Source organism: Neobacillus sp. YX16, from assembly GCF_030123505.1.
In the GTDB taxonomy this organism is placed as follows: Bacteria; Bacillota; Bacilli; order Bacillales; family Cytobacillaceae; genus Neobacillus.
This window is the reverse complement of the sequence record NZ_CP126115.1, coordinates 1,281,574-1,308,548: the sequence shown is the minus strand read 5'-3', so window position 1 is coordinate 1,308,548 and position 26,975 is coordinate 1,281,574. Positions and strand designations below refer to the sequence as shown.

Sequence of the window (26,975 nt, the reverse complement as noted above, 5' to 3'; positions counted from 1 at the left end):
TAAAGGAGGAATTTTCCTTTTGGATACTGGAACTCATGTTGTAATGGGAATTGCACTAGGCGGTCTGGCTACTCTTGATCCTATAGTAGCTGGCAGCTCTGTAACAACAACAAGTGTATTAATTGCCACGATTGCAGGCTCACAAATACCTGATATTGATACCGTTTTAAAGTTAAGAAATAATGCCATCTATATTCGTAATCATCGAGGAGTCACCCATTCTATTCCAGCTATACTTTTATGGCCTCTTATTCTTTTAGCAGTGATTTATCCTTTTTTTCCCAATGCAAATCTTCTCCACCTGTGGGGGTGGACGTTTGCAGCGGTGTTTATCCATGTGTTTGTAGACATTTTTAACGCCTATGGTACGCAGGCTCTTAGACCATTTACGTCAAAATGGGTTGCGCTTGGAGTAATTAATACCTTTGACCCAATTATCTTTGGAATTCACATAGTCGCCATTATTATTTGGGTTTTTGGTGCAGATCCCGGTTATACATTTTTAACGATGTTTGTCGTGTTATTTGGATATTACCTCCTTCGGTTTTATGCTCAAGGTAAAGTTAAGGCAGAAGTTAAGAAGTTAATTCCAGACGCAACGGAAATCATAATTGCACCAACTATGAAGTTTCATCTTTGGAGAATTGCTGCGATGAACGAAGGGGAGTTTTTTGTCGGCAAAGCGGTAGGATCGAATGTCGAGATACTAGACCGTTTTAAGCGAGTGCCGGTACCGGAAACACCTGTACTAGAAGCCGCTAAAAAAGATAAAAACTTAGCTGCCTTCCTGTCGTTCTCGCCTGTCTATCGATGGGAATTAGATGAGTACGATGACTATTACGAAGTTCGTTTTATTGATCTAAGATATCGAAGCAATGGACATTATCCGTTCGTGGCAGTCGTACAGTTAGATTTACAGTTGAACCCAGTTAGTTCCTATACCGGCTGGGTGTTCAGTGAGCAGAAACTCCGTAAAAAGCTCAGTATAATTCCTAGTTAATGTTAAAGGCGAGTGATTTATAGTCACTCGCCTTTAATTTATTTTATTCTTATCTTGGATGAGGAAATCCCTATATTTTGGATTTTTGGCAACAAAATCATGGAGTCTTTCCCCATAAGTATCAATCCATTGTTTAACAATTCTTTCCGTCATCTCACTGCCTAGGTAATCTCTTCCTGCCTTCGCAGCGGTGGTTTCAAAGTCCTCCCACATCAACTCAACCCAGGTCAGGGCTTGATTGTAGGAGAGCAATTCGTTTTTTTCTAACAACAGCTTTGCTAATCTATCGTGATAATCGTTCATACATTCACCTCATTACCAATTTCTTATAACATAACCTAAAGCTAAAAATCGAATACTAATATCACGTGGTAAGCACTGGTGTGACGACACTTTGCTATTCACGGTTTCTCATTCCCTTTTGATGGAGGTACCAACATGGTGAGAAATAAAGCACGGAATTTCCCTAACCAAAATAACAACAAGTTAGAGGGAGAGCCACGGGCAAAAGCAGAATATGCTTCAAAAAGAGCGGATGGCACAATTAATACCCATCCACAAGAGCGGATGCGTGCTTCTGGTGAGCGTGAAAATGATACACCTGAGTATTTTTAAAAATGGGAGGTTTATGAATGGGAAAACAAAAATCTTTTCAAAACAAACCATTTTCCACACCATGGGCGAGTGCTAAACATGCACATTCCCAAATAAATGGTGAAAGCAAGCTTACCCAAGACTTAATCATTTTACAGCGTGAAACTAAGAAGCGATCGCATTAGCAAATAAACAAACCAGAGAGAGAAGTCTTCTCTGGTTTGTTTTACTATTTATTTTAACCCTTTTAGCATCGAAATTGGCAATGCTTCTTCTTTGCCATCACCCTTTAAGCGGTATCCCCAAGCAAAGACACCATTCATATAGTCAATCTTAAAATATTCCCCAGGGTCGCCTTCAAGCTCATATATTTCACCAGGTTTAAAAGCAGTAGGATCTAACAAATAGGATCGAGCCATCGCTGCTTTTCTTTCTAAAACTGCATATTCACTAACCATACCCATTTGCTCTGCTTTTCTCCCTTTTTCTAACAACTGGGCAATTTCCTGCTTTAATTCATGCTCTGTCATCGTACTATATCGTTTCTCCTGCTGCATCTAAGTCCACTCCCATTTTCGTTTTTCCTCTTATTTTAGTATAGTTATTTTTATGTAAATAATAAAGGTTGAAGGAGAGATTTCAGTGAAAACCATCATTGTTACCGGAGCAGGTTCTGGCTTGGGGAAAGAATTAGCCTTATTATTTTCGCAGCAGGGTTATCATGTCTTATTGACTGGGAGAACTCTTGATAAACTTACTGCTGTTAAAACCGAAATCGAACAAGGAGGCGGCGTGGCAGATTCCGTTGTTCTTGACTTACAGAACGAAGCAGATATTTTTTCAAAGATCCAAGAAATTAGCAAAAACCACAAAATTGTTGGGTTGGTTAACAATGCCGGTGTCGGTCATTTCGGACCGTTTGTGAACATTCCTGTGAAAGAAATCAGTGAAATGCTTAACACGAATGTTCTCGGAACGATTTTAATGACAAAAGCTGTCTTACCTTTACTGCAAGAACAAGGTGAAGGGCTGCTGGTGAATATTATTTCAACAGCGGGTTTAAGAGGAAAAGTGAATGAAGCTGTTTATGCCGCAAGTAAATTTGCTGTTAGGGGCTTTACGGAAAGCCTGCAAAAAGAGTACGAAAATAGCATGATTAAAATAAAAGCCATATATATGGGCGGCATGGATACCCCATTTTGGGAAGGGAGCACTCACATTGCCGACACTTCTCGTTTTCGTTCACCTAAAGAAGTAGCCGAAATAATAATGAATCAACTCGATCAAGATGAGATTATCATCGAAAGTAAAAAATCATGACGGAACTGCGTCATGATTTTCCGACTTCTTCTAAATATTTTTCAATCAAATCCATTGAAAATCCTTTACGGAAAAGAGCTTGTTTCATTTTTTGGCTGTATTCAAAACCGGTAAAATTACTATATTTCCGCTGTGTTTTTTCGCCTTGATACCTTATGGCTTCCATTTCCTCATCTTGTTCCTTATCGGTATTTGCTTCAGTTAGCGCCAGATGAATCACATCGAAGGGGTAGCCCTTCCTTAATAGGAATTGCTCTGCTTTTTGCTTAACGATTCGTTGAGATTCCTTTGAACTCTTTTTGATTAACTTTTCTGCCACCTTAATAGCTTTTTCAACTTGATTTTCTACAGAGTAAACCGCTATTGCATGTTTGATTATCCCCTCATTGATGCCTCTCTCTTTTAACTCCATACGGATTAAGTCTGGACCTTTATCTGTCGTATTAATTTGGGTTCTTACAAAAGAAAGGGCATATTCCTCATCATTAATATATTTTTGAGCAGCTAATTTATGAATAACTTCTTTAATAATAGGTTCTTCTATTTCCTTTTGTGCAAGATAGTCCTTTATCTCTTTTTCAGATCTCATTCTTCTTGCCAAATAATTAACTGCACGATTATAGGCCTTCCTGATATCGTCTTGAAATTGTATCTCTAAGATGGAAAATTCATCAATCTCCATCCCTTTCTTTAATTCAAATCGAATCAATACAGCACTATCAACACTAAAGGCATATTCTTCACCTTTTCCATAGTCCATAAAAATATTAAAGCGATCTGTATTTTTCTGCTGTGTGGTGATTTTTGTAATAACAGCCATAGCATTCACCTCACCAATACTTTATCATATTTTTTCCACAATGGAGTATCATTCCATTCTGAAAAGGTAAAAATGGAGAATGTGCTTAATTTTTTCCATAAGCTTTTTAACGATTAACAAAATTAAATGTTGAAAGGAATGAGCAATATGGCAGAAAAGAAGAAAAAAGATAAGGATAGAGGAAAATATTCACTTACAAGTATGCAGGAAGTATCCTACCAGCGTGAATTTAAAATGGCAGACCGTGCTGGCGGCTTCCATGACAAAAAGACTCGATTATAAGAAAAAAGCGGAAGGCTCCAGCTTGTCGCCGACTCGCAAATGATAAGGAGTTTTTTCCATTCATGAACTCTTTTAATTAGTAAAGGCTATATAAGGGAACCTTTTTGTTCCTTAATGCCAACTTTGAAAGGGGTTTTTGTAATGGGTCGTTCGCGTGGACATAATTCTCGTGATAAAAACAAAGCATCTCTTCCACAGGTACCTAAGAACATGAAATCAGATGGAAACGATGTGGAGTATTCCGCTGAATTTGCGGATCATGCAGATCTTGAAGCAATGGCACGAGCGAATGCAGCCAACCAGCGCGTTACAAATAAGCGTAGAAAATAACCCTTTTTAACAAAGCAGGCAGCAGTTTTATGCTGCAAAAAAAAAGAGAAGCAGGATATTCCTGCTTCTTTAAAAATATATAAGGGGGAAAAAATAATTAAATCATCGCGCCCTATAGAGAGATTCCACCATTAAAGGCAATAGGACCCGGTAATACGATGCAGGCGATTGTGAATTTCTTCACTATCTCCTTTACATCTTTACTATACTCCCGTTCCCCACCAATGACAATGACTTTCACAGTTTTTTAACGTAATAATGTTGGAAATATGAATAGGATGTGAACTTAATAATTTGTATATATTAGAAACGAATTTCCACAGTTATTATAGATTAGAAACTTCACTTGTGGATACTGTGTGTAAGTATGTGGATTACTAATTATATAAAGCTTTAACATGTGGACAATTTTGTGGATAATGATAAAAAAATAAGAGTCCGTAATAACAGACTCCCGAATTAATTACTATTAAAGCGGCAATAAGGAGATGGTTTCCTTACTCCTTAATTGTTCAATCATTTCGAGCCATTCCTGTGGCTTATTTGAAAGAATGGAGTAATAGTCAGTAAGAAAATCAGCTACAAGTGCAGCAGATATAGATTCTAGCTCATCATTCATTGGCATAAAGCAAAAATCGAGTCCCTTCACAGCCTCACCATCATTCTCCCAAGAAGGGTGAACATAGTCTAAATCAATTCGTTTATAACCTAAATGCGAAAGAACCTCGCGGCGTACATAAGGATCCATAACTTTGACACCGCCAAATTCATGACCTACCCGGTAGGGGTCATATATTTCAGCAAACATACCGAAAAGTTCTTTATCGTTTTTAGCTGCAAGCTTGTTCAAGTCCTTTAAGCGGTTTTGTGCTAAAAATCTTCCCAGGCTAAGACCCGGTTTGCTTATAATGGTGAAATCTGTCATCGCTATATTCCAATCTGGATAATAGCGATACTCCGTTGCACCAACAACCTCATCGCCATTCACTGCAACAAATACACGAATACCTGTGTCTTCTAGAGGTTCCTTCCATAATTCATACTCTAATACTTCCTCTGGCGGAAAAATATCTTTCATTAAGTCATGTAGTTTTTTAAAATTTGGATCTGTAATACTTGTTATACGTATATATTCCATCAGCTTAGACTCCCCTTCTCTTTTAAAAATGGATTTTTCCACTCCATTAATGCAGCATAATGACATGATTCCTCATCATCAAGGTAATTTTCTACAATGCCAATTGGCACTCTTCCGCAACGAAGCAGAAAGGTAATAACAGGATCTTTTAAATCCCCTTTTAGGACTTTATTTAAATACCTCTCCGGTGTCATCGTATCTGCCAGTTTATGATAACCAGGCATTCTTCCGCAGCCAAGCAGCCTCTCAAGTTTTTTTTGAATCACAACATGATACATGGCCTGCATCATCAGTTTTCCAAGACCAAGCTTTCGGAATTTTGGGCGTACACTGATATCCACAATATATAGTGTGTTACCATTGGGATTATGATTTGTAATGTATCCATGATCCGTCATTTCCTCCCATGTATGTTCCATATGGTTAGGGTCAAAATTGACACAAAGACCTGTGAGGGAACCTGCTAATGTACCATCCACTTCAATACATATAGCACCTTCTGGAAAAAGCATGACATGATTGGATAATTGCTCTTTATTCCACCATAATTCCGATGGAAATGGAGGAGGAAAGCATTCAGACTGAATTTGAATGAGCGCGTCAAAATCATCTTGTGTGTAATTACGACTGACCACTGGAATTGGCTTTTCTTGGTCAAAAACAAAGAATTCACTATGATACAAGGCCGCTCCACCCTTCGTCATTATTTTTCCCAATCCGGATATAAATCAGTTCGACGATCACGCCAAGTTGTTACGGAACCTCGTTCTCTAACTTCATATAATAATTCCAGATCAAGGTCTGCTGTCACAACCATATCGTTGTTCAGTTCCCCTTCCACTAAGATACCTTTTGGCGGGAACGGAATATCATTTGGAGTTATGATTACAGCCTGACCGAAATTAGCACGCATGAAATCGACGGTTGGCAGGGCACCAACAGTACCGGTTAAGACAACATAAACCTGATTTTCAACTGCCCTTGCATGGCTAGTGTAGCGAACACGATGGAAGCCGTGGCGGTCGTCGGTACATGAAGGACAGAATATAACATCGGCTCCTTTTGCTTTGGCCATCCGGACAATTTCTGGGAACTCAATGTCATAGCAAGTGAGCAGGGCAATTTTTCCTTTGTCCGTTTCGAATATTTGAAAACTGTCACCTTTCTCCATGTTCCACTCGTTCACTTCTGTAGGGGTAATATGGAGCTTTGCCTGTTCGCCAATCCTTCCATCTGGATAAAATAAATGCGCCGTATTATAAAGCTTACCGCCCTTTTCAATAACATGTGTACCAGCAATGATGTGCATGTTGGTTTGTTTGGCAAAATTCGAGAACAATTCTCGGTATTGATCTGTGTAAGCTGGTAAGTCATTGATAGTCAGACTCTGGCCCTGCCCATTTCCTATTGATAGCAGCTGTGTGGTGAAGAACTCAGGGAAAAGAACGAACTCTGCTCCAAATTCCTCAGCGGTTTTTATATAATGCTCGCATTGTGCGGCAAATTCTTCAAAGGACTGAATCGTATGTAAGTGATACTGAACAACTGAGACACGTAATTTCATTATTTTCCTCCTTTATAAAACATCATATGAGGGAATTATCTAATATTTTTGACAGTAATACAAATAAAAACCACCCTTAGGTGGTTTTCGATTATTTACTTAGTTTACTTTCAGCAAGCTTAATTTGTTCTACCACTTGTGATGGTGATGTGCCCCCGAAGCTATTTCGAACGGCTACAACATGTTCTGGTGATAAAACCTCATATATATCCTCTTCAAATAAAGAACTGAACTCTTGGTATTCATCAAAACTTAAATCAAGCAAGAATTTTTGGTTCTGAATCGCATATAAAACAATCTTTCCGATGACTTCATGTGCCTCTCTAAATGGCAGACCTTTTCTAACCAAATAATCGGCAATATCCGTCGCATTTGAGAAATCGTTATTAATCGCTTTTCGCATGATATCTTTGTTTACCGTCATACTTTCAATCATTGGAGCTAACAGCATAAGGGAGCCTTCCAGTGTCTCCACTGTGTCAAACATCCCTTCCTTGTCCTCTTGTAAATCCTTATTGTATGCAAGCGGCAAGCCCTTAAGGACAGTCAGTAAGCCAATCAAATTTCCAAAAGCACGGCCAGTCTTTCCTCTTAACAACTCAGGAACATCTGGGTTCTTCTTTTGCGGCATAATGCTGGATCCTGTACAGAAGGAGTCATCAAGCTCAACAAATTGAAACTCTTGGCTTGACCAAATCACAAGCTCTTCAGATAATCTTGAAATATGAGTCATGATAATAGAACCAATCGAAAGGAATTCTAATATAAAATCCCTGTCACTAACGGCATCCATGCTATTTGGATAAATCGTTTCAAATCCGAGCAGCTCTGCCACACGTTCACGTTTAATAGGAAAAGTTGTCCCTGCTAAGGCGCCAGCACCAAGCGGAAGCCAATTAACACGCTTTAAGCTATCAATCAATCTCTCTTTATCACGTTCAAACATCCAGAAATAGGCCATTACATGGTGGGCGAACGACACTGGTTGGGCACGCTGCAAGTGAGTATAACCTGGGATTAATGTATTAACATTCTCTTTTGCCTGTACAAGCAGTGACGATTGAACGTCCTCAATTAATTTAATAATTTCAGTTGTCTTTGTTCTTAGGTAAAGGTGCATATCAGTTGCAACTTGGTCATTTCGACTGCGTCCGGTATGGAGCTTGCCGCCAACAGGTCCAATTTTTTGAATCAATAACTTTTCAATATTCATATGAATATCTTCGTCTTCTACTAAAAACTCAACCTCATCTTGGTCAACCATCTTTTTAATTTCAAGTAAGCCCGTTTTTATTTTTTCGGCATCCTCAGTCGGGATAATGCCGCATTCACCCAGCATTTGAACATGTGCCATACTGCCGGCAATATCCTCTTTGGCAAGCTTTTGGTCAAAGGAAATGGAAGCTGTAAATTCCTCAACAAGCTTATTTGTTTCTTTTGTAAAACGTCCGCCCCATAATTTGGACATTGATTGCTCCTCCTTAAAACTAACAAGTTTGCCCTCGAAAAGGTTTCGAGGGCACCTATATTATTTCGTTATCTTTTCTTTATTATTTACCTCAGAATATACCTTTGTTGGCAGTCCCCAAATTTTGATAAATCCAACAGCCGCATTATGGTCGAAGGCATCTCCTTTTGAATAAGTTGCCAATTCTTCATTATAAAGACTGTTTGGCGACTTACGACCAACTACTGTATGGTTGCCTTTATGAAGCTTAACACGGATTGTTCCACTTACTACCTTCTGTGTTTCATCAATAAATGCATCAAGAGCTGGTTTTATTGGTGAATACCAAAGTCCTTCGTAGATGATTTTTGCCATTTGCTGCTCTACTTGGGTTTTGAACTGTGTTACTTCACGCGTAAGTGTTAAGAATTCTAATTCTTTGTGAGCATTAATTAAAATTAAGGCTGCTGGATTTTCATACACTTCTCTAGATTTGATTCCTACTAATCGATTTTCAATATGATCAATACGACCGACGCCATGCTTGCCGCCAAGTTCGTTTAATGTTTCAATTAATTTCACCAATGGCAGTTTCTCACCATTTAGTGCAACAGGAACACCTTGCTCAAATTCAATTTCCATATATTCTGCTTGGTCTGGAGTTAATTCAATTGGTGCTGTCCAGTCAAAAGCAGCTTCAGGTGCCTCTGCCCAAGGATCCTCTAACACACCCGCCTCACAAGCACGTCCCCAAATATTAGCGTCAATCGAGAATGGATTGTCTAAATCTACTGGAATTGGAATACCGTTTTCCTGCGCATACTTAATTTCTTCATCACGAGTCATTCCCCATTCACGAACTGGAGCAACAACCTTTAGATTTGGATTTAACGCTTGAATGGAAACCTCAAAGCGAACCTGGTCATTTCCTTTACCAGTACAGCCATGAGCAACAGCTGCAGCCCCTTCTTTTTCAGCCACTTCTACCAATAATTTTGAAATTAGCGGTCGAGATAGTGCAGAAGATAATGGATATTTTCCTTCATATAAACAATTTGCCTTTAAAGCTGGCAAAATATATTCTTGTGCTAACAATTCTTTTGCATCAATCATATAAGCTTTAATAGCTCCTACGTTCAATGCCTTTTGTTTAATCGCTTCCAGATCCTTTCCCTCACCCACATCTAGACCTAGTGCAATGACATCATAACCATATTTCTCCTGAATCCATTTAACTGAAACTGAAGTATCTAATCCGCCTGAATAAGCTAAAACGATTTTTTCCTTTGCCATTTTGTTATCTCCTCGTATCTATATGAATTATTATTCAATCAATAGAATTATTATACATAACAATCCAAATAAAATCTACTATTCTAGTAAAAGTTTTAAAATTGCTTTTTGAGCATGGAGTCGGTTTTCTGCTTCATCAAACACCACAGAATGCGGTCCATCAATAATTTCAGCAGTAACTTCTTCCCCACGGTGCGCTGGTAAGCAATGCAAAAAGATATAATCTTTTTTAGCGTGCTGACAAATTTGCGTATTGACTTGGTATGCTTCTAAATCTTTTAGTCTTTTTTCCGTTTCTGCTTCTTGGCCCATACTGGTCCATACATCTGTGACAACAATATCCGCATCCTTGATGGCATCTACCGGATTATGTGTAATCGTAATTTTGCTTCCCGTTACTTTCCCTGTTTCAATCGCCTTTTCTGTGATCTTGCCATCAGGTAAATAGCCAGGAGGGCTTGCAATGCTGATATGCATACCAACCTTTGCGGCTCCTTCCATTAATGAATGAGCCATATTGTTGTTTCCATCGCCTAAATAGCACATTTTTAAGCCGGCCAATTTGCCTTTGTGCTCTTGAATCGTTAATAAGTCCGCCATCACTTGAGTCGGGTGATGCAGATCAGTTAAACCGTTTATTACCGGAACCGTTGCATGCTCTGCCAGTTCTTTAACAGAGTCGTGTGAAAACGTTCTGATCATCATACAATCGATATAACGTGATAAAACTTTTGCTGTATCTGAAATACTTTCTCCTCTTCCTAACTGAATATCCCTTGAACTTAGGAAAATTGCATGCCCCCCTAATTGGAGCATCCCTACCTCAAAGGAAACTCTAGTACGAGTAGAAGATTTTTCAAATATCATCCCTAGAACCTTTCCGCTCAAATAAGGATGTGGTTTTCCTTGTTTTTGAAGGCTTTTCAGTTCCTTTGCTTCCTCTAAAAGGTAGAGAATCTCATCAGTATGAAAATCGGACAAGGATAAGAAATCCTTGCCTTTTAATTGTGGCTGCTGTGGCAAACCCTTTGCGTTCCATTTAATCACATTTGACATGCTCCACACCGCTCTCTTTGATATTGTAATATTCCGTTACTGTGCGTACCTCTGATTGAGTAATCGATTGCGCCTGAAGACTAACCATCGCCTCAACTGTGTCTAAATGGGTAAATACCGGTACATTGTAGCGGGTCGCTTGTTCACGAATGTAAAAACCAAATTTAATTTTATTTCTTCCTTGATTCGGTATATTAATAACTGCTTGAATACTATTATTTTTGAAAAGTTCATTTACATCCTGGTTATCCTTAATAACCTTTTCAATGGTAAAGCCATTTTCTTGAAGGAATCTTGCTGTCCCTTCTGTTGCAGTTAGCTTGTAATTCTGATTCACAAATTGTTGTAGAATTGGAAGGCTGGCAGGTTTTTCCCGGTCAGATATCGAACAGAATAAATAGTTCTCTGTTTCATCGCTGGTTGCAGGGAAAGCCTTTTCGAGCGCTTCATGGAAGGTTGCTCCTAAACCTAACACTTCACCTGTTGATTTCATTTCCGGTCCAAGTACGTGATCGACTCCCTTTAATTTGCTTCTAGAAAATATAGGTGCCTTAACTGAATAGTAATTTGGCTCTGGTAATAAACCCGTTTCATTCGATAAAGTATTTAATGATACTCCTAATTGTGCCATTACTGCCCACTCAATCATTGGAATTCCTGTAACCTTGCTCATGATAGGAACCGTACGTGAAGAACGCGGATTTACTTCTAGGACTAATACTTGATTCTGATAAATTACAAATTGGATATTCATAATGCCAATAATCGGTGAAGTTTTGGCAATCTTTTCAGCATAATCGATTAATGTTTCTTTAACCTCATTCGCTAATGAAATAGGTGGGAAAACACTAATACTATCTCCAGAATGTACGCCAGCTCTTTCGATATGTTCAAAGATGCCTGGGACAATTACATTCATTCCATCACTAATGACATCCACTTCACATTCTAATCCAGGAATATATCGGTCTACTAATAATGGCCACATTTTATCCTGTGAGGAGTTTTCTTCAAGCTGAGTGATATAGTAGTTTAATTCGTCTTCTGTAAAAATCGTAAACATCGATTGGCCGCCGATTACATAGGATGGACGAACCAATACGGGATAGCCAAGTCTTGCTGCAGCTGCCAGCAATTCATCTTTATGTGAAACGGTCTCACCTACAATATGTGGGATGTTTAGACCTTCAAGTAACTGATAAAATTCTTTCCGATCCTCGAAACGGTCGACATTTTCTACCGTTGTGCCTAAAATCTTTACTCCTTCTTCTTCGAGGTCATGAGCCAAGTTAATCGCAGTTTGGCCGCCGAACTGAATTAACACACCTTCAATCTTCTCTTTTTCAATAACGGTAAGAACATCTTCAGCCGTTAATGGTTCAAAGTAAAGGCGGTCAGCAACTGAGTAATCTGTACTAACTGTTTCAGGGTTATTGTTGATTACGACTGCCTCATAGCCCATCTTCTTAATCGCCTTTGCAGCATGGACAGAGCAGTAATCGAATTCAATTCCTTGACCAATCCGAATCGGACCCGAACCAAGAACAAGAATCTTCTTACTGTTTGTTTCTTCTACCTCATCGGCCCCGAGCCAAGTCGAGTAGTAATAAGGAGTAACCGCATCAAATTCTGCGGAACAGGTATCAACCATCTTGTAGCCTGGTTTCCAGTTGAGTTCTTTCCATTTATTTCTTATTTGTTTTTCATCAATACTGTAGATTTGTGAAAGGTATTTATCGGAAATATTATGACGCTTCGCTGTTTTTAATAATGAAAGTGGTACTTCACTCCATGAATACAAAGCTAATTCCACTTCTAGGTCTACGACAGATTTGATTTTGTTTAAAAACCATGAATCTATTTCCGTTACCTGCTTAATTTCCTCTAGGGAAACACCTCTTCTGAATGCTTCTGCTATCATAAATAATCTTTGGTCATTTGGTCTTTCAAGTTTTTCAAATAAGACCTCAGTGTCTACATTTTTATTTGATTCTAGACAAAGTCCAAATATATTTAATTCCATGGAACGGATTGCTTTATTTAGTGCGCCCTCAAAGGTACGGTCAATCGCCATTACTTCTCCAGTAGCTTTCATTTGCGTACCTAATGTACGGTCTGCTTCTGGAAATTTATCAAATGGAAAACGTGGAAGCTTTACAACAATATAATCAATTGCTGGTTCAAAGGACGCAAAGGTATTACCTGTTATAGGGTTCACAATCTCATCTAAATGATAGCCAACTGCACATTTAGCCGCCGTCCTAGCAATCGGATAACCGGTAGCCTTTGACGCTAATGCAGAAGAACGGCTTACCCTCGGATTTACTTCAATAATGCAATATTGATTTGATTCTGGATTAAGCGCAAACTGGATATTGCAGCCGCCGATAATCTCTAATTCTCGTATTACTTTTAATGAAGAATTCCGTAACATTTGATATTGGACATCTGTCAACGTTTGTGATGGAGCGACAACTATGGAGTCACCTGTATGAACACCAACAGGGTCCATATTTTCCATATTACAAACAATGATACATGTGTCATTGGCATCTCTTATGACTTCGTATTCAATTTCCTTCCAGCCTTTAATGCTTCTCTCAACCAGAACTTGATGAATCGGGCTAGCTGCAAGACCCTTCTTTAGAACATTACCAAGCTCTTCTTCATTATAAGCAAAGCCGCCGCCGTGTCCGCCAAGTGTATAGGCAGGTCGAATGATAACGGGAAAACCTATCTCGTTGACGAACGATACCCCCTCTTCATAGGTATGAATAATTGCAGATTCAGGGATTGGCTCGTCAATCTTTATCATTAAACTGCGGAACCGATCACGGTCCTCGCCATTTTTTATCGATTCTACAGAGGTTCCTAACAGCTCTACATTGTATTTTTGAAGAATACCTTTTTCATAGAGTTCAACTGTTAAATTTAAACCGGTTTGACCACCTAAAGTCCCAATAATTCCATCTGGCTTTTCTTTTTTAATAATTTTTTCAATGGTTTCTACATTTAATGGTTCGATATATACTTTATCGGCAACAGTTTCGTCCGTCATAATCGTTGCTGGATTACTATTGATTAAAACCACCTGTATTCCCTCTTCTTTCAGAGCGATACAGGCTTGTGTTCCCGCATAGTCAAATTCTGCTGCCTGCCCGATTACAATCGGACCTGATCCTATTACTAATACTTTTTTTAGGTTTTTATTTAATGGCATAACGTTTATCTCCCACGGAATTTATCTGATAAACAAATTCTTCTAGAATGTATTGGGTGTCACTTGGTCCTGGGTGTGCTTCCGGGTGGAATTGAACGGTTTGAATGGGAAAGCGTCTGTGCTTTAACCCTTCAATGGATTTGTCATTAACGTTACGGTATGTGATTTGGAAAACCTGGGCATCAATGCTCTCGTCAACGACAACATATCCATGATTTTGTGCTGTAATTTTAACCTTACCCGTTGCTAATTCTTTAACGGGATGATTGCCGCCACGGTGTCCGTAGGCAAGTTTTTCCGTTTTTGCTCCATAAGCTAGGGCAATTAACTGATGTCCTAGGCAGATACCTAGCGTTGGGTAGTGCTGTGTAATTTTTTTGATTTCTGGAAACCACTGTTTCAGTGCCATTGGATCTCCAGGTCCGTTACTTAATAACACACCGTCTGGCTTTAAGGCCTTGATGTTCTCAAAAGAGGTATTAAAAGGGACGATAGTCACACAACAATTTTCATCGAGCAATGCATTCAGTATCGATTTTTTATATCCAAAGTCGATAAGGACAACGTGTGGTCCTTCATTTTTAAAATATTGCATTTTCTCAGTCGAAACTTTCTCTACCCAAAATGGTATGGTTTTGTTATTATCAAACGTTTCTTGTTTAGTCTTACTTAAATATCCTTTTACCGTTCCGCGGCTTCGAATCGTTTTGACAAGTAATCTTGTGTCCACGCCTGCAATGCCAGGAACGCCTGCCTGCATTAGTTTTTCAGAAAATTTATTAATGGATTGGTAATGGCTTGGTGTTTCACATAAATCACCAATCACCACTCCTGCTAAGGAAGGAGATATACATTCATCATCCATCGCATTGATTCCATAGTTTCCGATAATCGGATAACAGAAAGTGATAAGCTGACCTGCATAAGAAGGATCTGTAATGATTTCCTGGTAGCCAGTCATACTTGTATTAAAAACAACTTCTCCTACAGAGTCCTTGTTTGCACCTATTAGTATGCCTTCAAAAACTTCTCCGGTTTCCAAAGTAAGATATCCCTGTTCCAAAACACTCACTCGCCTTTCTCTATACCTTGGAAAGTTTTTTCCAATGCTTTGATGAATTCGTTTATTTCTTCTTTAGATGCCGTTAAAGGCGGTAGCAGTCTCACAACATTTGGACCCGCTGTTAGGATCAACAGTTGATTTTCAATTGCTTTTTGAACAATTTGAGGAGCCTTATTTCCGACAACGAGCCCTTTTAGGAGACCTTTTCCTCTAATTTCTTCTATAAAAGTGTACTTTTCTTTAAATTTAGTTAACAATTCATCAAAGTACACTGAAATTTCATTAACATGATTTAGTAAATTACTTTCAATGATATGGGATATCGTTGCGACTCCGGCTGCGGTTGCTAATGGATTGCCGCCAAACGTACTTCCGTGTGTACCAGGTTCGAACGCTTTTGCAGCTTTTTCTTTTGCAATGATAGCCCCAATCGGAAACCCTGATCCAAGTCCTTTTGCTACACTAATTACATCCGGCTTTATACCGTATTGTTCGTAGGCAAACAGTGTTCCGGTCCTTCCGATTCCCGTTTGAATTTCATCAACCATTAAAAGGATGTCTTTCTCTTTACAGATTTCTTCAATTTTCTTTACCCATTCCTGATTTGCTGGAATGACTCCACCTTCACCCTGGACGAGTTCCAGTAAAATGGCTGCAGGCTGGAGGGTTTTTAGTTGATCAAGTGCTTCTATATCATTAAATGGCAGATAACTAAAGCCTTTAACTAATGGAGCGAATCCCTGTTGGATTTTTTCCTGCCCTGTGGCCGATAATGTTGCCAATGTTCTGCCGTGAAAGGATTGCTGGAAGGTAATGACTCCGAAAGAATCTGTTCCCTTTACTTTTTGTGCGTATCTTCTTGCCAGCTTAATGGCCGCCTCATTTGCTTCCGCTCCGCTGTTGCAAAAGAAAACCTGATCTCCACAGCTATTGGCTGTTAGCAGTGCTGCAAGCTCCTGCTGATTTGGAATGTTATAAAGGTTTGAACAGTGCCAAAGATTTTGCAGCTGCTCTTCAAGCTTTGTTTTAACAACATCTGGCACATGCCCCAAGTTACACGTCGCAATGCCTGATGTAAAATCTAAATATTTTTTCCCTTGATCGTCCCATACATAGCTTCCTTTCCCCTTAACCAACGTAATAGGAAAGCGGCTATACGTAGCCATTACTGACGAAATGGGGGAAACGGAAGTGTTAATGGTCATTAGGCAATCTCCTCTTCTAAAACAATTTTTGTTCCAATATTTTTGCCGTTCACGTAATCTATCAAGCTATTTTTTTCAAATCCATCGATAATACCGACCATCGGAATTTTATGAACTAACCCATCGATTGCTGCTTTGACCTTAGGGATCATCCCGCCGTAGATGGTTTCATTTTCAATTAGTTCTTCTACTTTTGCTTTGGTAACCATATCTAGTTTGGACTTTTCGCCCTGTTCTTCGACTAGAATTCCAGGTATGTCACTAATAAAGCAAAGATTTGCTCCTAATGCTTTGGCAACTGCACTGGCGGCAACATCTCCGTTTATATTGTATCGCTGCCCATTTTCACCAATCCCGATTGGCGAAACGACAGGTATATGTCCTTGTTTTACAATACTCTCTATCGCTTCGGTATTCACTGCAACTACTTCGCCTACAAAACCTAAACTTTCATCTGGCGTTGGAATGGCTTTTAATAAACAACCATCCACCCCGCTAACACCAAATGAACTACCGCCTGCCTCAATGATGTTTCGTACTACTTGTTTATTTACCGTACCGCTTAAAACCATTTCTACAATATCCAATACTTCATGATTGGTTACTCTTAAACCATTTACAAAGGTGGTTTCTACATTTAAGCTTTTCAATAACTTATTAATAAGCGGGCCGCCGCCATGGACAATAATCGGTGTCCATTCTCCTTTTTGATGAAGGGATATGACATCTTCATAAAAGGACTTTGGCAGATTTTCTAACACACTTCCGCCACACTTAATGACAATATATTTCATCATAGATCCTCCCATTAGGTGCGGTAGGAAGCATTGATTTTCACATAATCATACGTTAAATCACAGCCCCAAGCCGTTGCACTATCATTACCTTGATTTAATTCAACAATGATTTTAACGGTTTCCTGTTCTAAGTACTCTTTTACTTCTTCTTCTACAATCGGACTAGGTAAGCCATTTTCGAATACCTTGTAAGGTCCAATGGCTACTACCAATGCATTAGGCTCAACCGGTATTCCTGAATATCCAATAGCTGTAACAATTCTTCCCCAGTTCGGGTCAGTACCATAGATAGCTGTTTTTACAAGATTCGAAGAGATAATGGATTTTCCTACAGCTCTTGCTGCTTCATGGCTGTATGCGCCGTTTACTTGAACTTCAACAAGCTTAGTGGCTCCTTCACCGTCTCTGGCAATTTTTTTCGCAAGTTCTTCACTCACCAGCTTTAAGCCTGCTTTGAATAAATCCCAATCTGGATGGTCTTTTGTCAGCTGGTCATTACCTGCTAAACCATTTGCCATGACTAAAACCATATCATTCGTACTTGTATCGCCATCAACCGTAATCATGTTAAAGGTTTGATTCGTAATATCTTTTAGTGCAGTTAGCAAGTCTTCATGCGCAATATTGACATCAGTGGTAACAAATCCAAGCATGGTTGCCATGTTCGGATGAATCATCCCAGATCCTTTTGCCGCACCGCCAATGCTGACTGTCTTTCCATCTATTTTCATTTGAACACCAACCTGCTTAATGCAAGTGTCTGTTGTTAATATTGCATTCTTGAAATTTTCTTCTGTTGCATATTTGGACTGAAGAATCTGATTTATTCCTGTTTTTACTTTATCCATCGGTAAAAGTTCACCAATCACTCCTGTTGAAGTAACGGCAACAAGGTGCTCCTCGATGCCTAGCTCGTTAGCAAATCCTTTTTGCATTTCAAAAGCGTCTAACAATCCCTGCTCTCCTGTGCAGGCATTGGCATTTCCAGAATTGACAATGATCGCTTGAATCTTATTTTCTTTTGCAATGCTTTCCTGTGTAACCAACAATGGAGCTGCTTGAAAGATATTTGTTGTATAAACCCCAGCGGTTATTGCAGGCACATCAGAAACAATATAACCAAGGTCCAATCGTTTTCTTTTTATCCCGCAATGCATACCCCCAGCCACGAACCCCTGCGGCAAAGTGACACTTCCTTCTTCTAAAACTACAATCTCTTTATTTGAAATGGCTGGCATCAATTTAATTTCCCCCTTGATTGTCTTCTTGTTTGGTAATCCTAGCCTCTATAAAACTTTCCATCTATTATTTAATCAATAATTTTATTAAGGATATAATGATATGTCTTCAAGACCTGTACTGACAGCCCAGCCATTCATTAAGTTTGCATTCTGTATCGCTTGCCCTGCTGCACCTTTTACTAAATTGTCGATAACTGAAATCACGGTTAGACGATTCGTTCGCTGGTCAACATGTAATCCGATGTCACAATAATTACTGCCACTGACCTCTTTGGTTGATGGATAGATTCCCTCTGGCCTAATCCTGACAAATGGATGATTTTCGTAAAACTGTTTATACAACGCATTCACTTCACTCGTTGATATTTTCCCAAGTAAATTAACATAGGCCGTTATCATAATTCCTCTAGTCATCGGAACCAAATGAGTTGTAAACGTAATTGTTACCAGCCTGCCACTTTCATCCTTAAGTACTTGTTCAATTTCCGGTATATGTTGATGTGCGCCAAGCTTATAAGCTTTTACATTTTCATTTATTTCAGCGTAATGGGCTGTTAATGAAAGACCTCTGCCGGCACCAGATACACCTGACTTTGCATCAACAATAATAGATTTTGAGTCTGCAAGATTTGCTTTCAATATTGGCAGCAAACCGAGGCTGGTTGCTGTTGGGTAGCAGCCCGGATTAGCAATGAACGTGGCACGTTTAATTTCATCTTCATAAATCTCACTCAATCCATAAACTGCCTTACTTAAATATTCCTCTTCTGGTGCTGAATGCTTATACCAGGTTTCATATTCATTTTGCGACCGTAGCCGGAAATCTCCAGAAAGGTCGATCACTTTAATACCCTTATCTACGAGTTGAGGAGCCATCTTACTACTGACGCCAGATGGTGTAGCTAAAAATACAATATCATTCTCTTTTGCTAATCTATCCGGATCATATTTTTCAAATGGTTGATTTATTATTTCAGTAAGGTGTGGGTAGGATTCGCTAATGTCGTTACCAGCCTGAGAGTTGGAAACAACACAACCAACCTCTAAATGCGGATGCTTGTTTATAAGCCTTATTAACTCTATTGCCCCATATCCCGTTCCACCGATAATTGCAGCCCTCATTTTTCCCACTCCTAAGTCTCTCATATAATGAATCATTATACATTCATAGTAATAATTATTCAAGAAATAAATTGCCCAATTTTCAGTTTTTATCGAACTTTTTTACCTTTATTTTTGGAAACGCTTTCATTTTGCTGTGTATGAATATACAAATATCATGCATAATTCATGCATGCGATAGCTTCCTTGAAAAAGATGATGTTTTTTATGTATGCTAATGGTAAATACTGTTAGAGACGGATAAGGAGGGTTGCAGACTGTTAACTACAACATTAACTTTTCATAAAGAAGTTGACCTTGCCAAATATGACTTACCTTTTCTAAAAAAGAGGTCCGAAAACCACTATGAAATCTATCTTGAAAACTCCGACAAGACACTAGGCGATGTCCATATCGCCAATAACTGGGTTAAGCTGGAGTATTCAAGTGAATTATTGCTCGAGGAATATATCATTATTCATGACCTAATCTCTCGGCTTCGTGAAGGAAAGGATGTAGTAGTCGATGATTCTAAGAGTTTCTTAGGTTATTTGTCTGATGGAGAACCTGCCTATATGATTAAAAATTGGGAGCCATGGATCAAGTACCTTCAAAGCTCGATGAAAAATTGTCTTTAAATAAAGGCTCTTTTCTCAAATGTTGTTGCTTAATAAAAGTAAAAACGATTTATTTAATCGTTTTTTCATTGAGAATAGCCTAAATTATTGAGAAAAGAGCCTGCAAACCTAGTTCTATAGCTCAAAACAGCTTATTCCATGTTAAAATCGGCATTAAGATTTTAACAACAATATTTAAGAGAACAGCATTAAACAAAAAGAGGTGAGAGTATGTTATCTGGAAAAGTTATTTCGGTGATCTCGGGTAAAGGCGGGGTTGGTAAGTCTACTGTATCTGCGAATCTTGCTGTTTCGTTGGCTAGACAGGGTAAAGCGGTAGGATTAATTGATTTTGATATATATGGAAGCAGTATTCCAAACATGATGAATATAAGTTTTGGTCCGAAATCGATGAATAATAAAATCATTCCTGTGGAATCCCATGGTGTAAAAATCATGTCAATGGGTTTTATCGTTAAAAATAATGACCCTGTTGTTTGGCGAGGTCCTATGCTTGGAAAGGTCATCAACCAATTTATTAATGAAGTGATTTGGGGTCCTCTTGATTACTGCATAATCGATATGCCGCCAGGGACAGGTGATGTTGCCATGGACGTGAACCGACTGATTCCAAGCTCCAATCAGATTGTTGTCACAACTCCACATCCAACCGCTTCACATGTTGCAGAACGAGCTGGGAAAATGGCTGCAATCAATAATCATAATATCTTAGGTATTGTTGAAAATATGGCATATTTTCAGCCGCCAGATTTCGAACAAAAGTATTATCTGTTCGGCAAAGGGGGTTCAGAGCAGTTAGCATCAAAACTGGGGACAAATCTCATTGCCCAGTTGCCAATATTAGCTCCAAAAGAGGATGATTATGAACCTTCTATTTATAAAAGAGGTTCCCTGCTGTTTGATAAATACAACGAATTAGCTGAAAAAGTGCAGGATTCAATTGCATAGGAAAATAGTGGAAAAAACCGAGGTCTATAGTTACCGTAACCTCTAAAATGCACGTGCTATGGTCACTATAAGGGCTCTATAGGTACCGTAACCTTAATAATGTACGTGACATGGTCACTATAAGGGCTCTATAGGTACCGTAACTTAAAAATTCACATGCCATGGTAACTAAGAGGTGGGTGGACGTCCTTAAAATTACCATTATTTACATTTTCACCACCAACTTATAAAAAACAGACTTTATCAGCTAAAAAAATAGTGGTATCCCCATAACGGGGCACCACTATTTTATTTTCCTAAAATATCGCCTTTATATCCTTGTAATATTCCATGTATCTTTTGTTTGTCATCCGCACTAAACCCGTTATCATCCAGTGTTGAAATGAAGTTTCCGACCATTGCTTCAAAATGCTCATCGTTGATAGGAATATCTTTATGTGCGTTTGCTATCTGTTCATTGCTATATTTTCCTTCACCCAATCCATGCTGTAAAAATGTCTGCGGGTGATGCTGAATTCTCTCCTGATCATGATCCTTAAAAAATTTTCTCATCAAGTCATCTGCATGAATTTTATGAAAGAAGTCTTTTACAACAGAAGTTATTTTCTCATCATTCATTTGCAACCCATTCGTCCTCCTTTAATGATCCATTACCTTATCCACTCTTCTAAAGAATAGATATGTTATCAGTGTCAAAACAAACATAAAGCCTAAGGCCAATACATAATAAAAAAGATTTCCGTAATGACCTGCCAGATATTCCTCTACCATGTATTGAATAAGAATAATTTGCACGGTCAGCAGACTCATAAAAACCCACCATGCCATTTTCATAAAACCCGCCTCCTAATGCTGAGCCTGAGTGATTCCAACAGCGTAGATTTTTTTACCTTTAAATTTCAACTTAATGGAAGGAAGCGCCCTTGGCGGCGGTCCCGCAAGAACAGACCCATCCTCCACATTAAAGAAGCCATTATGACACGGGCAGGTTAACTTCCCCGTATCCTTTTCCCAATAAACTGGACACATTAAATGCGTACATTTACTGTTATAGGCCCTATATTCCTTTTCAGAGATTCTTACCAATATCGCAGAATCATTCTCATCAGGATAATAGAATGAAACACTCTGTCCTACAGCGATATCTTTTTCATTTACAATAAACACCTCGGAATCATGGGCTTCTTCCTCGCGATTTTTTGATAACACCATTAAAGGGGTTGAGCTTACAAATAATACGCCCATTAACGATAAGGAAGAGGCGATAAAGCCCCTTCTATTTAATTCTAATTCTTTATCTCTTCTGATATTAAAAGACAGCTTTCGAAGAAATCCCTCTATTTTCTTCATGATTGAACACCATCGCCTTCTCTAAATCCATATCTGTTTGTCTCAGTATCCGGCATTCCAATGACAGTCCTTGTTTCAATCACGGTTCCGCCGAAATCCCACTTAAACTGAACTTCCTTAGGTGGTTCGGATTTAATTTCGTGTTCATCCACAAAGCGAATGGTATCCGTTGGACAAACACTTGCACACATTGGCGGTCTTCCTTTAGAAGTCCGGTCATAACACATATCACACTTGTACATTACTTTTTTCACATCATCCACCCGTGGAATTCCAAATGGACAAGCGTAAGTACAGTTTTTACAGCCAATGCATTTTTCTAATGAGGCAGATAATACCGTTCCATCATCCGCGATTGCTATTGCTTGCACAGGACATGATTCCGCGCATGCAGGTGTTACACAGTGCATACAAGGGGTTGGTGAGGCTGCCACCGTTTCTCCTGGATTTAACTCATCAACAAACATTCTTGATAAATGATCATGTCCACTGCATTCTTCACAACCAATAACACAAGCCCGGCAGCCAATACATCTTTCGTAATCAATATATAAAACCTTAGCCATGCTTTTCACCTGCATGCGAGGCGATCTTTTCTAATTTGACTGCGCAAACCTTGAATTCTGGTATTTTCGATTTCGGTTCTAATGCGGGATTCGTCAAATGATTGATTGCCAAGGATTTCCCCCAATGATAGGGAACGAATACCATGTCCTCTCTCGTGATTTTGGTAACTCTAGCTGGGAGCTCGATGCTGCCCCTAGGGCTTGATATCTTTATAGGTTCTCCATGTTCAATGTTATATTTTTTCGCCAAGTTGGGATGAATCTCCACATAGGGGTCTGGACATAAATTACGCAGAGCCTCAATCCTCCTTGTTTGATTTCCACTTAAATAGTGGAAGACAACTCGTCCAGTCGATAAAATGATTGGGTATTCCTTACTCGTTTTCTCATTTGGACCTTTATGTTCAAATGCTAAGATTCTTGCTTTTCCATCAGGGAAATTAAATTTCAAATCCTCAAACAATCTTGGCAGCCCTTCCGATTCCTCAGTTGGGCATGGCCAAAATACCCCCTGCATTTTATCGAGCTTTTCGTAGGTAATTCCGTAATAATCTGCGGTACCGCCTTTACTTGCAACCCGAAGCTCATTAAAGATATCTTCTGGTGAATTAAATTGAAAGTATTGCCCCCTGCCAAGTCGTTCCGCAATATCACAAATGACCTTCCAGTCCCGTTTTGTTTCACCAGGTGTACGATCAATACCTTTCACACGTAATACCCGTCCTTCAACATTTGTCATGGTTCCATTGTCTTCAATCCAAACGGTAGATGGAAGAACCACATCCGCTAGCTCTGCTGATTCTGACAAAAAGAAATCCATGCAAACAAAAAAGTCTAAACTCTTTAGATACTCACCTACATCACCAACGGTTGGGGAGGAAACAATTGGATTACTGCAGATTAGTAACAATCCCTTAATTTCTTTTCCAAGTGCCTGAAGCATTTCAAAGGCCGATAACCCCGGTCCTGGAATTTCTGATTCATCGACACCCCAAACACCAGCGATATATTCTCGTGCTTTCGGGTCAGTAATCTTTCGGAACCCTGGAAGCTGATCCGTTTTTTGACCATGTTCCCTGCCGCCTTGGCCATTTCCTTGACCCGTAAAGGTTGCAACCCCTGAACCCTTTTTCCCCATTTTCCCAGTTACTAAACACAGATTTACATAGTTTGAAACGGAATCTGTGCCTGTCGCATGCTGCTCAACCCCGCGTGCGAACATGGTCATACCCGTTTTTGCCTGACCGAATAGGCGGGCAGCAGTTATGATTTTGTCAACCGCAACACCTGTAATTTCAGAAACATGTGCAGGCGTATATTTCTTTACAAGTTCCTTTACTTCTTCGTAACCTGTTGTATGGTTTTGAATAAAGTCATGGTCAACTAAATCTTCTTCAATCATGACGTGCAGTAAGCCATTTGCTATCGCCACATCAGTTCCTGGACGAATGTCTAAATGGACATCTGCTACAAGTGCTGTTTTTGTTTGCCTAGGATCGACGACAATTAATTTGGCCCCGCGATCTCTAGCACCCCAAATATATGGCATCGATAACGGATGACACTCAGCCGTATTAGAGCCTGCAATCAACAAAACATCTGCAAATTTGATGTCAGACCAGGGATTGGTTGATCCCCTATCAATTCCAATACTTTGGTTGAATCCGACAGATGCAGATGACATACAATAGCGGCCATTGTAATCAATATTTTTTGTTCCAAGTCCAATCCGCGCGAATTTACCCATTAAGTAACATTTTTCATTCGTCATGGAAGAACCGCTATAAATTCCAAAGGCATCCTTTCCATATTTACCTTGAATTTCTTGGATTTTCGATACAATCAAGTCCATAGCTTCATCCCATGTAGCTTGTTCAAGCTTTCCATTTTTTCGAATAAGCGGGTGCTTGAGCCGTTCCACATGCTCTGCCTGTCGGTAGGCGCTTACTCCTTTGGGGCAAAGCCTGCCCCCGTTCATCGGAAAATCATATCTAGGCTCAACACCGAGGACCGATTTATCCTCTTTGTTCACGCGAATGTTCATCCCGCATTGCATCCCGCAAAAGCAGCAATGAGTAGAAATCAGTTCCTCGCCATCTCGTACTATTGCATCGTAATCTCTTTGCGAGTAGTCTTTATTTTGTGCATGGCCCATCTATTGATCTCCTCCCTTCTTCAATTGAAGTCCGTTTTTCTCATTACTTTCTAACACGAGGTTAGCTTTACGGAAATGAACTTTAGCACCATAGGCACTCAATCTGTGACTAACTCTACGGCACTGTGAACATAGGTCTGAAAAATGAAGTGTTGTGTGATCTATCGGAACAGACAAATGTCTTTTTTCTAAAGCTAATTGAACATCCTTGATTTGTGTAGCCGTTGCATATTCTATCCCGCATCTGGCACATTGTTTCTGTTCCCCCATCGCGTGATACATCGGAACCATCACAGCTAAAAATCGAAGCGGTAAATGCCAGAACTTACTAAAAGGAAAATATAAAAGAAAAACAATGACTGTTATTTGGTGAGCAAGCGCAATACCTAAGTAGAAAGCCCCCTCCATCCACAACGCAGACACGGTTAATAAGGAGCCAGTTATTGAGATTGCTATTAGTAGAAAGAGTGGAAAGAAGTCATATTCTTTTGATTGCTCAACAATCTTTTTTTCGTCTGTAACTCTTCGATACAGCGCCATACCGCAGCCAATAATGACAGCAATTCCTGTCCAATTTAAACCGTGATAAATGGCAATTGCGAGAAGTGAGTCAACTCCCATTCGAAACATTGGAATCCCAAAAACCACTGCCGCATAGGTTTTAGGTTCAACTAATTCAAAATGAAGCCAATTAAGGACAAGGGAAAAGGTAATGGCAAATGAGAAAATGACACCCCAAGAAATGAACATATGCTGTGCCCAGCGATAACCAGACCTATTTCTAATAAACCTTTGCTCTCCGATATTGGTGTACAAAGTCTTAAAGACGAATGCAAGCCCTTTAGCACTGAACATCATTTTGATACCTTGCTTCCACAGCCTTCTAGTTGGAGGACGTAAGGTCCACGAGGTGATTCTGATTGTCAGCAGCACAAAGCACAAAACAGTTGCCCACAAATATCCATATAAGGCCATATCGAAATATCCAAATTGTTCTGATCCAATATAAACAGAAAAAAATAAAATCACTAACACGATAAAAACATTTCGTGCTGATTTCTTTGAAAAAAGCAGTGAATCTTCTTCATATGGATAAAAGTTCATACGCTAAACTCCTTTACTCTTTGTCTCGTTTAGTATGCCAAGGGTATATAAAAAAATTCCCAGTACTTTAACATACATAGGGAAGAGTAAATCGACTATGGTAGAATAAAAGGAAGATAAGATTATACATAAAGGGACGGATTTGATGGGGAATAGGAAAACGTTTTATATGGTTTTAGGCGTGCTTACACTCAGTGTAATACTATACTTCGCATTCTTACATTCTAAGATTAGGGCCCACACGAATAGTGAGGTACCGTTGCATGCTGACTATATTATTATTCTTGGGGCACGAGTTAAAGGTGAAATACCTTCTCTGGCTCTTCAATATCGGATTGATGCTGCAGCAAATTATATGAAGAAAAACAAAGAAACCATTGCGATTGCATCAGGAGGACAGGGACCAGGAGAAGATATTACTGAGGCAGATGCGATTAAAGAGGGCTTACTTGTACACGGAATTTCTAGTAATAGAATCATATTAGAAGATAAATCAACAGATACAGTTGAAAATATTCGTTTTTCAAAAAAGCTCATTCCGGATTATCTTGAAAATGGATTACTTGTAACGAATGATTTTCATCTTTATCGTGCCAAGTCCATTGCTAAAGATCAGGGTTTGAATTTACAAGGAATTCCTGCAGAAACTCCTGCTGTAGCTATTCCAAAGTCATATCTAAGAGAGTATCTTGCGATAACCAAATATTATCTAGTAACTATCTTCAAAAAATAGAAACCGGCCA

At 39.2% G+C, this 26,975-nt stretch carries 30 protein-coding genes; 9 read left to right on the top strand and 21 right to left on the bottom strand.

All coding sequences use genetic code 11. From position 1 onward, the window contains the following. Positions 1-19 precede the first annotated feature (19 nt). Entirely contained in the window at positions 20-1,000 is a 981-nt protein-coding gene (locus QNH48_RS06390) for a metal-dependent hydrolase (RefSeq protein WP_283954246.1), read from the top strand. Between the two features lie 33 nt (positions 1,001-1,033). Here QNH48_RS06390 and QNH48_RS06385 read toward each other — a convergent pair whose 3' ends face one another. Further along, positions 1,034-1,303, bottom strand: coding sequence for a YfhJ family protein (locus QNH48_RS06385; RefSeq protein WP_133370548.1), 270 nt, complete (start codon positions 1,301-1,303; stop codon positions 1,034-1,036). Between the two features lie 138 nt (positions 1,304-1,441). Between QNH48_RS06385 and QNH48_RS06380 the strand changes: the two genes are divergently transcribed. Both QNH48_RS06380 and QNH48_RS06375 read left to right on the top strand, forming a co-directional pair. Further along, entirely contained in the window at positions 1,442-1,615 is a 174-nt protein-coding gene (locus QNH48_RS06380; RefSeq protein WP_133370586.1) for a small, acid-soluble spore protein K, read from the top strand. Positions 1,616-1,632: 17 nt separating this feature from the next. Then, positions 1,633-1,779, top strand: a complete 147-nt coding sequence (locus tag QNH48_RS06375; protein WP_133370547.1) for a YpzG family protein — start codon at positions 1,633-1,635, stop codon at positions 1,777-1,779. Between the two features lie 48 nt (positions 1,780-1,827). Here QNH48_RS06375 and QNH48_RS06370 read toward each other — a convergent pair whose 3' ends face one another. Next, positions 1,828-2,151: a YfhH family protein gene (locus tag QNH48_RS06370; protein ID WP_133370546.1), complete on the bottom strand. Its 324-nt coding sequence runs from the start codon at positions 2,149-2,151 to the stop codon at positions 1,828-1,830. An 85-nt stretch (positions 2,152-2,236) separates the two neighbouring features. On the opposite strand from QNH48_RS06370, the gene QNH48_RS06365 reads away from it, so the two are divergent. After that, the gene (locus tag QNH48_RS06365; RefSeq protein WP_283954245.1) at positions 2,237-2,914 is read left to right on the top strand and encodes an SDR family NAD(P)-dependent oxidoreductase; all 678 of its coding nucleotides are present in this window, start codon (positions 2,237-2,239) and stop codon (positions 2,912-2,914) included. Between the two features lie 10 nt (positions 2,915-2,924). On the opposite strand, the gene recX is transcribed toward QNH48_RS06365, so the two are convergent. Next, complete coding sequence (recX, locus tag QNH48_RS06360; protein ID WP_283954244.1) at positions 2,925-3,734, bottom strand: recombination regulator RecX; 810 nt, start codon at positions 3,732-3,734, stop codon at positions 2,925-2,927. A 147-nt stretch (positions 3,735-3,881) separates the two neighbouring features. Between recX and QNH48_RS06355 the strand changes: the two genes are divergently transcribed. Both QNH48_RS06355 and QNH48_RS06350 read left to right on the top strand, forming a co-directional pair. Next, entirely contained in the window at positions 3,882-4,016 is a 135-nt protein-coding gene (locus QNH48_RS06355; protein ID WP_081825373.1) for a YfhE family protein, read from the top strand. 141 nt (positions 4,017-4,157) lie between these two features. Beyond that, a complete protein-coding gene (locus QNH48_RS06350) occupies positions 4,158-4,346 on the top strand; it encodes a YfhD family protein (RefSeq protein ID WP_095249181.1) in 189 nt (62 codons plus the stop codon). A 469-nt stretch (positions 4,347-4,815) separates the two neighbouring features. On the opposite strand, the gene QNH48_RS06345 is transcribed toward QNH48_RS06350, so the two are convergent. From QNH48_RS06345 to argC, 12 genes are all read right to left on the bottom strand, one after another. Continuing rightward, positions 4,816-5,484: a GNAT family N-acetyltransferase gene (locus QNH48_RS06345; RefSeq protein WP_283954243.1), complete on the bottom strand. Its 669-nt coding sequence runs from the start codon at positions 5,482-5,484 to the stop codon at positions 4,816-4,818. Continuing rightward, on the bottom strand, positions 5,484-6,167 hold the full coding sequence (locus tag QNH48_RS06340) for a GNAT family N-acetyltransferase (RefSeq protein WP_283954242.1): 684 nt from the start codon (positions 6,165-6,167) through the stop codon (positions 5,484-5,486). The genes QNH48_RS06345 and QNH48_RS06340 overlap by 1 nt, the downstream gene beginning before the upstream one ends. A 20-nt stretch (positions 6,168-6,187) precedes the next feature. Further along, a complete protein-coding gene (locus tag QNH48_RS06335) occupies positions 6,188-7,048 on the bottom strand; it encodes a carbon-nitrogen hydrolase family protein (RefSeq protein WP_283954241.1) in 861 nt (286 codons plus the stop codon). Between the two features lie 91 nt (positions 7,049-7,139). Then, positions 7,140-8,516, bottom strand: coding sequence for an argininosuccinate lyase (gene argH, locus QNH48_RS06330; protein WP_283954240.1), 1,377 nt, complete (start codon positions 8,514-8,516; stop codon positions 7,140-7,142). Positions 8,517-8,576: 60 nt separating this feature from the next. Next, positions 8,577-9,788, bottom strand: coding sequence for an argininosuccinate synthase (locus QNH48_RS06325; protein WP_283954239.1), 1,212 nt, complete (start codon positions 9,786-9,788; stop codon positions 8,577-8,579). A gap of 78 nt (positions 9,789-9,866) precedes the next feature. Then, on the bottom strand, positions 9,867-10,844 hold the full coding sequence (argF, locus tag QNH48_RS06320) for an ornithine carbamoyltransferase (protein WP_095249175.1): 978 nt from the start codon (positions 10,842-10,844) through the stop codon (positions 9,867-9,869). Next, positions 10,828-14,064 (bottom strand): carbamoyl-phosphate synthase (glutamine-hydrolyzing) large subunit, encoded by a 3,237-nt coding sequence (gene carB, locus QNH48_RS06315; RefSeq protein ID WP_283954238.1) that lies wholly within the window; start codon positions 14,062-14,064, stop codon positions 10,828-10,830. The genes argF and carB overlap by 17 nt, the downstream gene beginning before the upstream one ends. Next, positions 14,051-15,127 (bottom strand): carbamoyl phosphate synthase small subunit, encoded by a 1,077-nt coding sequence (locus QNH48_RS06310; RefSeq protein ID WP_133370585.1) that lies wholly within the window; start codon positions 15,125-15,127, stop codon positions 14,051-14,053. Before QNH48_RS06310 ends, carB begins: the two co-directional genes overlap by 14 nt. 5 nt (positions 15,128-15,132) lie before the next feature. Further along, on the bottom strand, positions 15,133-16,332 hold the full coding sequence (locus QNH48_RS06305) for an acetylornithine transaminase (RefSeq protein ID WP_283954237.1): 1,200 nt from the start codon (positions 16,330-16,332) through the stop codon (positions 15,133-15,135). Further along, the gene (gene argB, locus QNH48_RS06300) at positions 16,332-17,129 is read right to left on the bottom strand and encodes an acetylglutamate kinase (RefSeq protein WP_349655121.1); all 798 of its coding nucleotides are present in this window, start codon (positions 17,127-17,129) and stop codon (positions 16,332-16,334) included. Before argB ends, QNH48_RS06305 begins: the two co-directional genes overlap by 1 nt. 11 nt (positions 17,130-17,140) lie before the next feature. Then, positions 17,141-18,367 (bottom strand): bifunctional ornithine acetyltransferase/N-acetylglutamate synthase, encoded by a 1,227-nt coding sequence (argJ, locus tag QNH48_RS06295; RefSeq protein ID WP_095249204.1) that lies wholly within the window; start codon positions 18,365-18,367, stop codon positions 17,141-17,143. A gap of 87 nt (positions 18,368-18,454) precedes the next feature. Beyond that, positions 18,455-19,492, bottom strand: a complete 1,038-nt coding sequence (argC, locus tag QNH48_RS06290; protein ID WP_283954236.1) for an N-acetyl-gamma-glutamyl-phosphate reductase — start codon at positions 19,490-19,492, stop codon at positions 18,455-18,457. Between the two features lie 434 nt (positions 19,493-19,926). Here argC and QNH48_RS06285 point away from each other — a divergent pair, with 434 nt between their 5' ends. Both QNH48_RS06285 and QNH48_RS06280 read left to right on the top strand, forming a co-directional pair. Continuing rightward, positions 19,927-20,109: a hypothetical protein gene (locus QNH48_RS06285; protein ID WP_283954235.1), complete on the top strand. Its 183-nt coding sequence runs from the start codon at positions 19,927-19,929 to the stop codon at positions 20,107-20,109. A 210-nt stretch (positions 20,110-20,319) separates the two neighbouring features. Next, positions 20,320-21,057: an Mrp/NBP35 family ATP-binding protein gene (locus QNH48_RS06280; RefSeq protein ID WP_283954234.1), complete on the top strand. Its 738-nt coding sequence runs from the start codon at positions 20,320-20,322 to the stop codon at positions 21,055-21,057. A 288-nt stretch (positions 21,058-21,345) separates the two neighbouring features. Here QNH48_RS06280 and QNH48_RS06275 read toward each other — a convergent pair whose 3' ends face one another. From QNH48_RS06275 to QNH48_RS06250, 6 genes are read right to left on the bottom strand one after another with little or no spacing between them, the layout of a single operon-like run. Then, positions 21,346-21,675: a group I truncated hemoglobin gene (locus QNH48_RS06275; RefSeq protein ID WP_283955701.1), complete on the bottom strand. Its 330-nt coding sequence runs from the start codon at positions 21,673-21,675 to the stop codon at positions 21,346-21,348. A 21-nt stretch (positions 21,676-21,696) separates the two neighbouring features. After that, the gene (locus tag QNH48_RS06270) at positions 21,697-21,891 is read right to left on the bottom strand and encodes a hypothetical protein (RefSeq protein WP_095249164.1); all 195 of its coding nucleotides are present in this window, start codon (positions 21,889-21,891) and stop codon (positions 21,697-21,699) included. Positions 21,892-21,903: 12 nt separating this feature from the next. Then, positions 21,904-22,407, bottom strand: coding sequence for a QcrA and Rieske domain-containing protein (locus QNH48_RS06265; protein WP_283954233.1), 504 nt, complete (start codon positions 22,405-22,407; stop codon positions 21,904-21,906). Continuing rightward, entirely contained in the window at positions 22,404-22,973 is a 570-nt protein-coding gene (locus QNH48_RS06260) for a 4Fe-4S dicluster domain-containing protein (RefSeq protein WP_133370530.1), read from the bottom strand. The genes QNH48_RS06265 and QNH48_RS06260 overlap by 4 nt, the downstream gene beginning before the upstream one ends. Further along, the gene (gene fdhF / locus QNH48_RS06255; protein ID WP_283954232.1) at positions 22,966-25,128 is read right to left on the bottom strand and encodes a formate dehydrogenase subunit alpha; all 2,163 of its coding nucleotides are present in this window, start codon (positions 25,126-25,128) and stop codon (positions 22,966-22,968) included. The genes QNH48_RS06260 and fdhF overlap by 8 nt, the downstream gene beginning before the upstream one ends. Further along, positions 25,129-26,232, bottom strand: a complete 1,104-nt coding sequence (locus QNH48_RS06250; RefSeq protein ID WP_283954231.1) for an MFS transporter — start codon at positions 26,230-26,232, stop codon at positions 25,129-25,131. A gap of 145 nt (positions 26,233-26,377) precedes the next feature. Between QNH48_RS06250 and QNH48_RS06245 the strand changes: the two genes are divergently transcribed. After that, the gene (locus QNH48_RS06245; protein ID WP_283954230.1) at positions 26,378-26,965 is read left to right on the top strand and encodes a YdcF family protein; all 588 of its coding nucleotides are present in this window, start codon (positions 26,378-26,380) and stop codon (positions 26,963-26,965) included. Positions 26,966-26,975 lie beyond the last annotated feature (10 nt).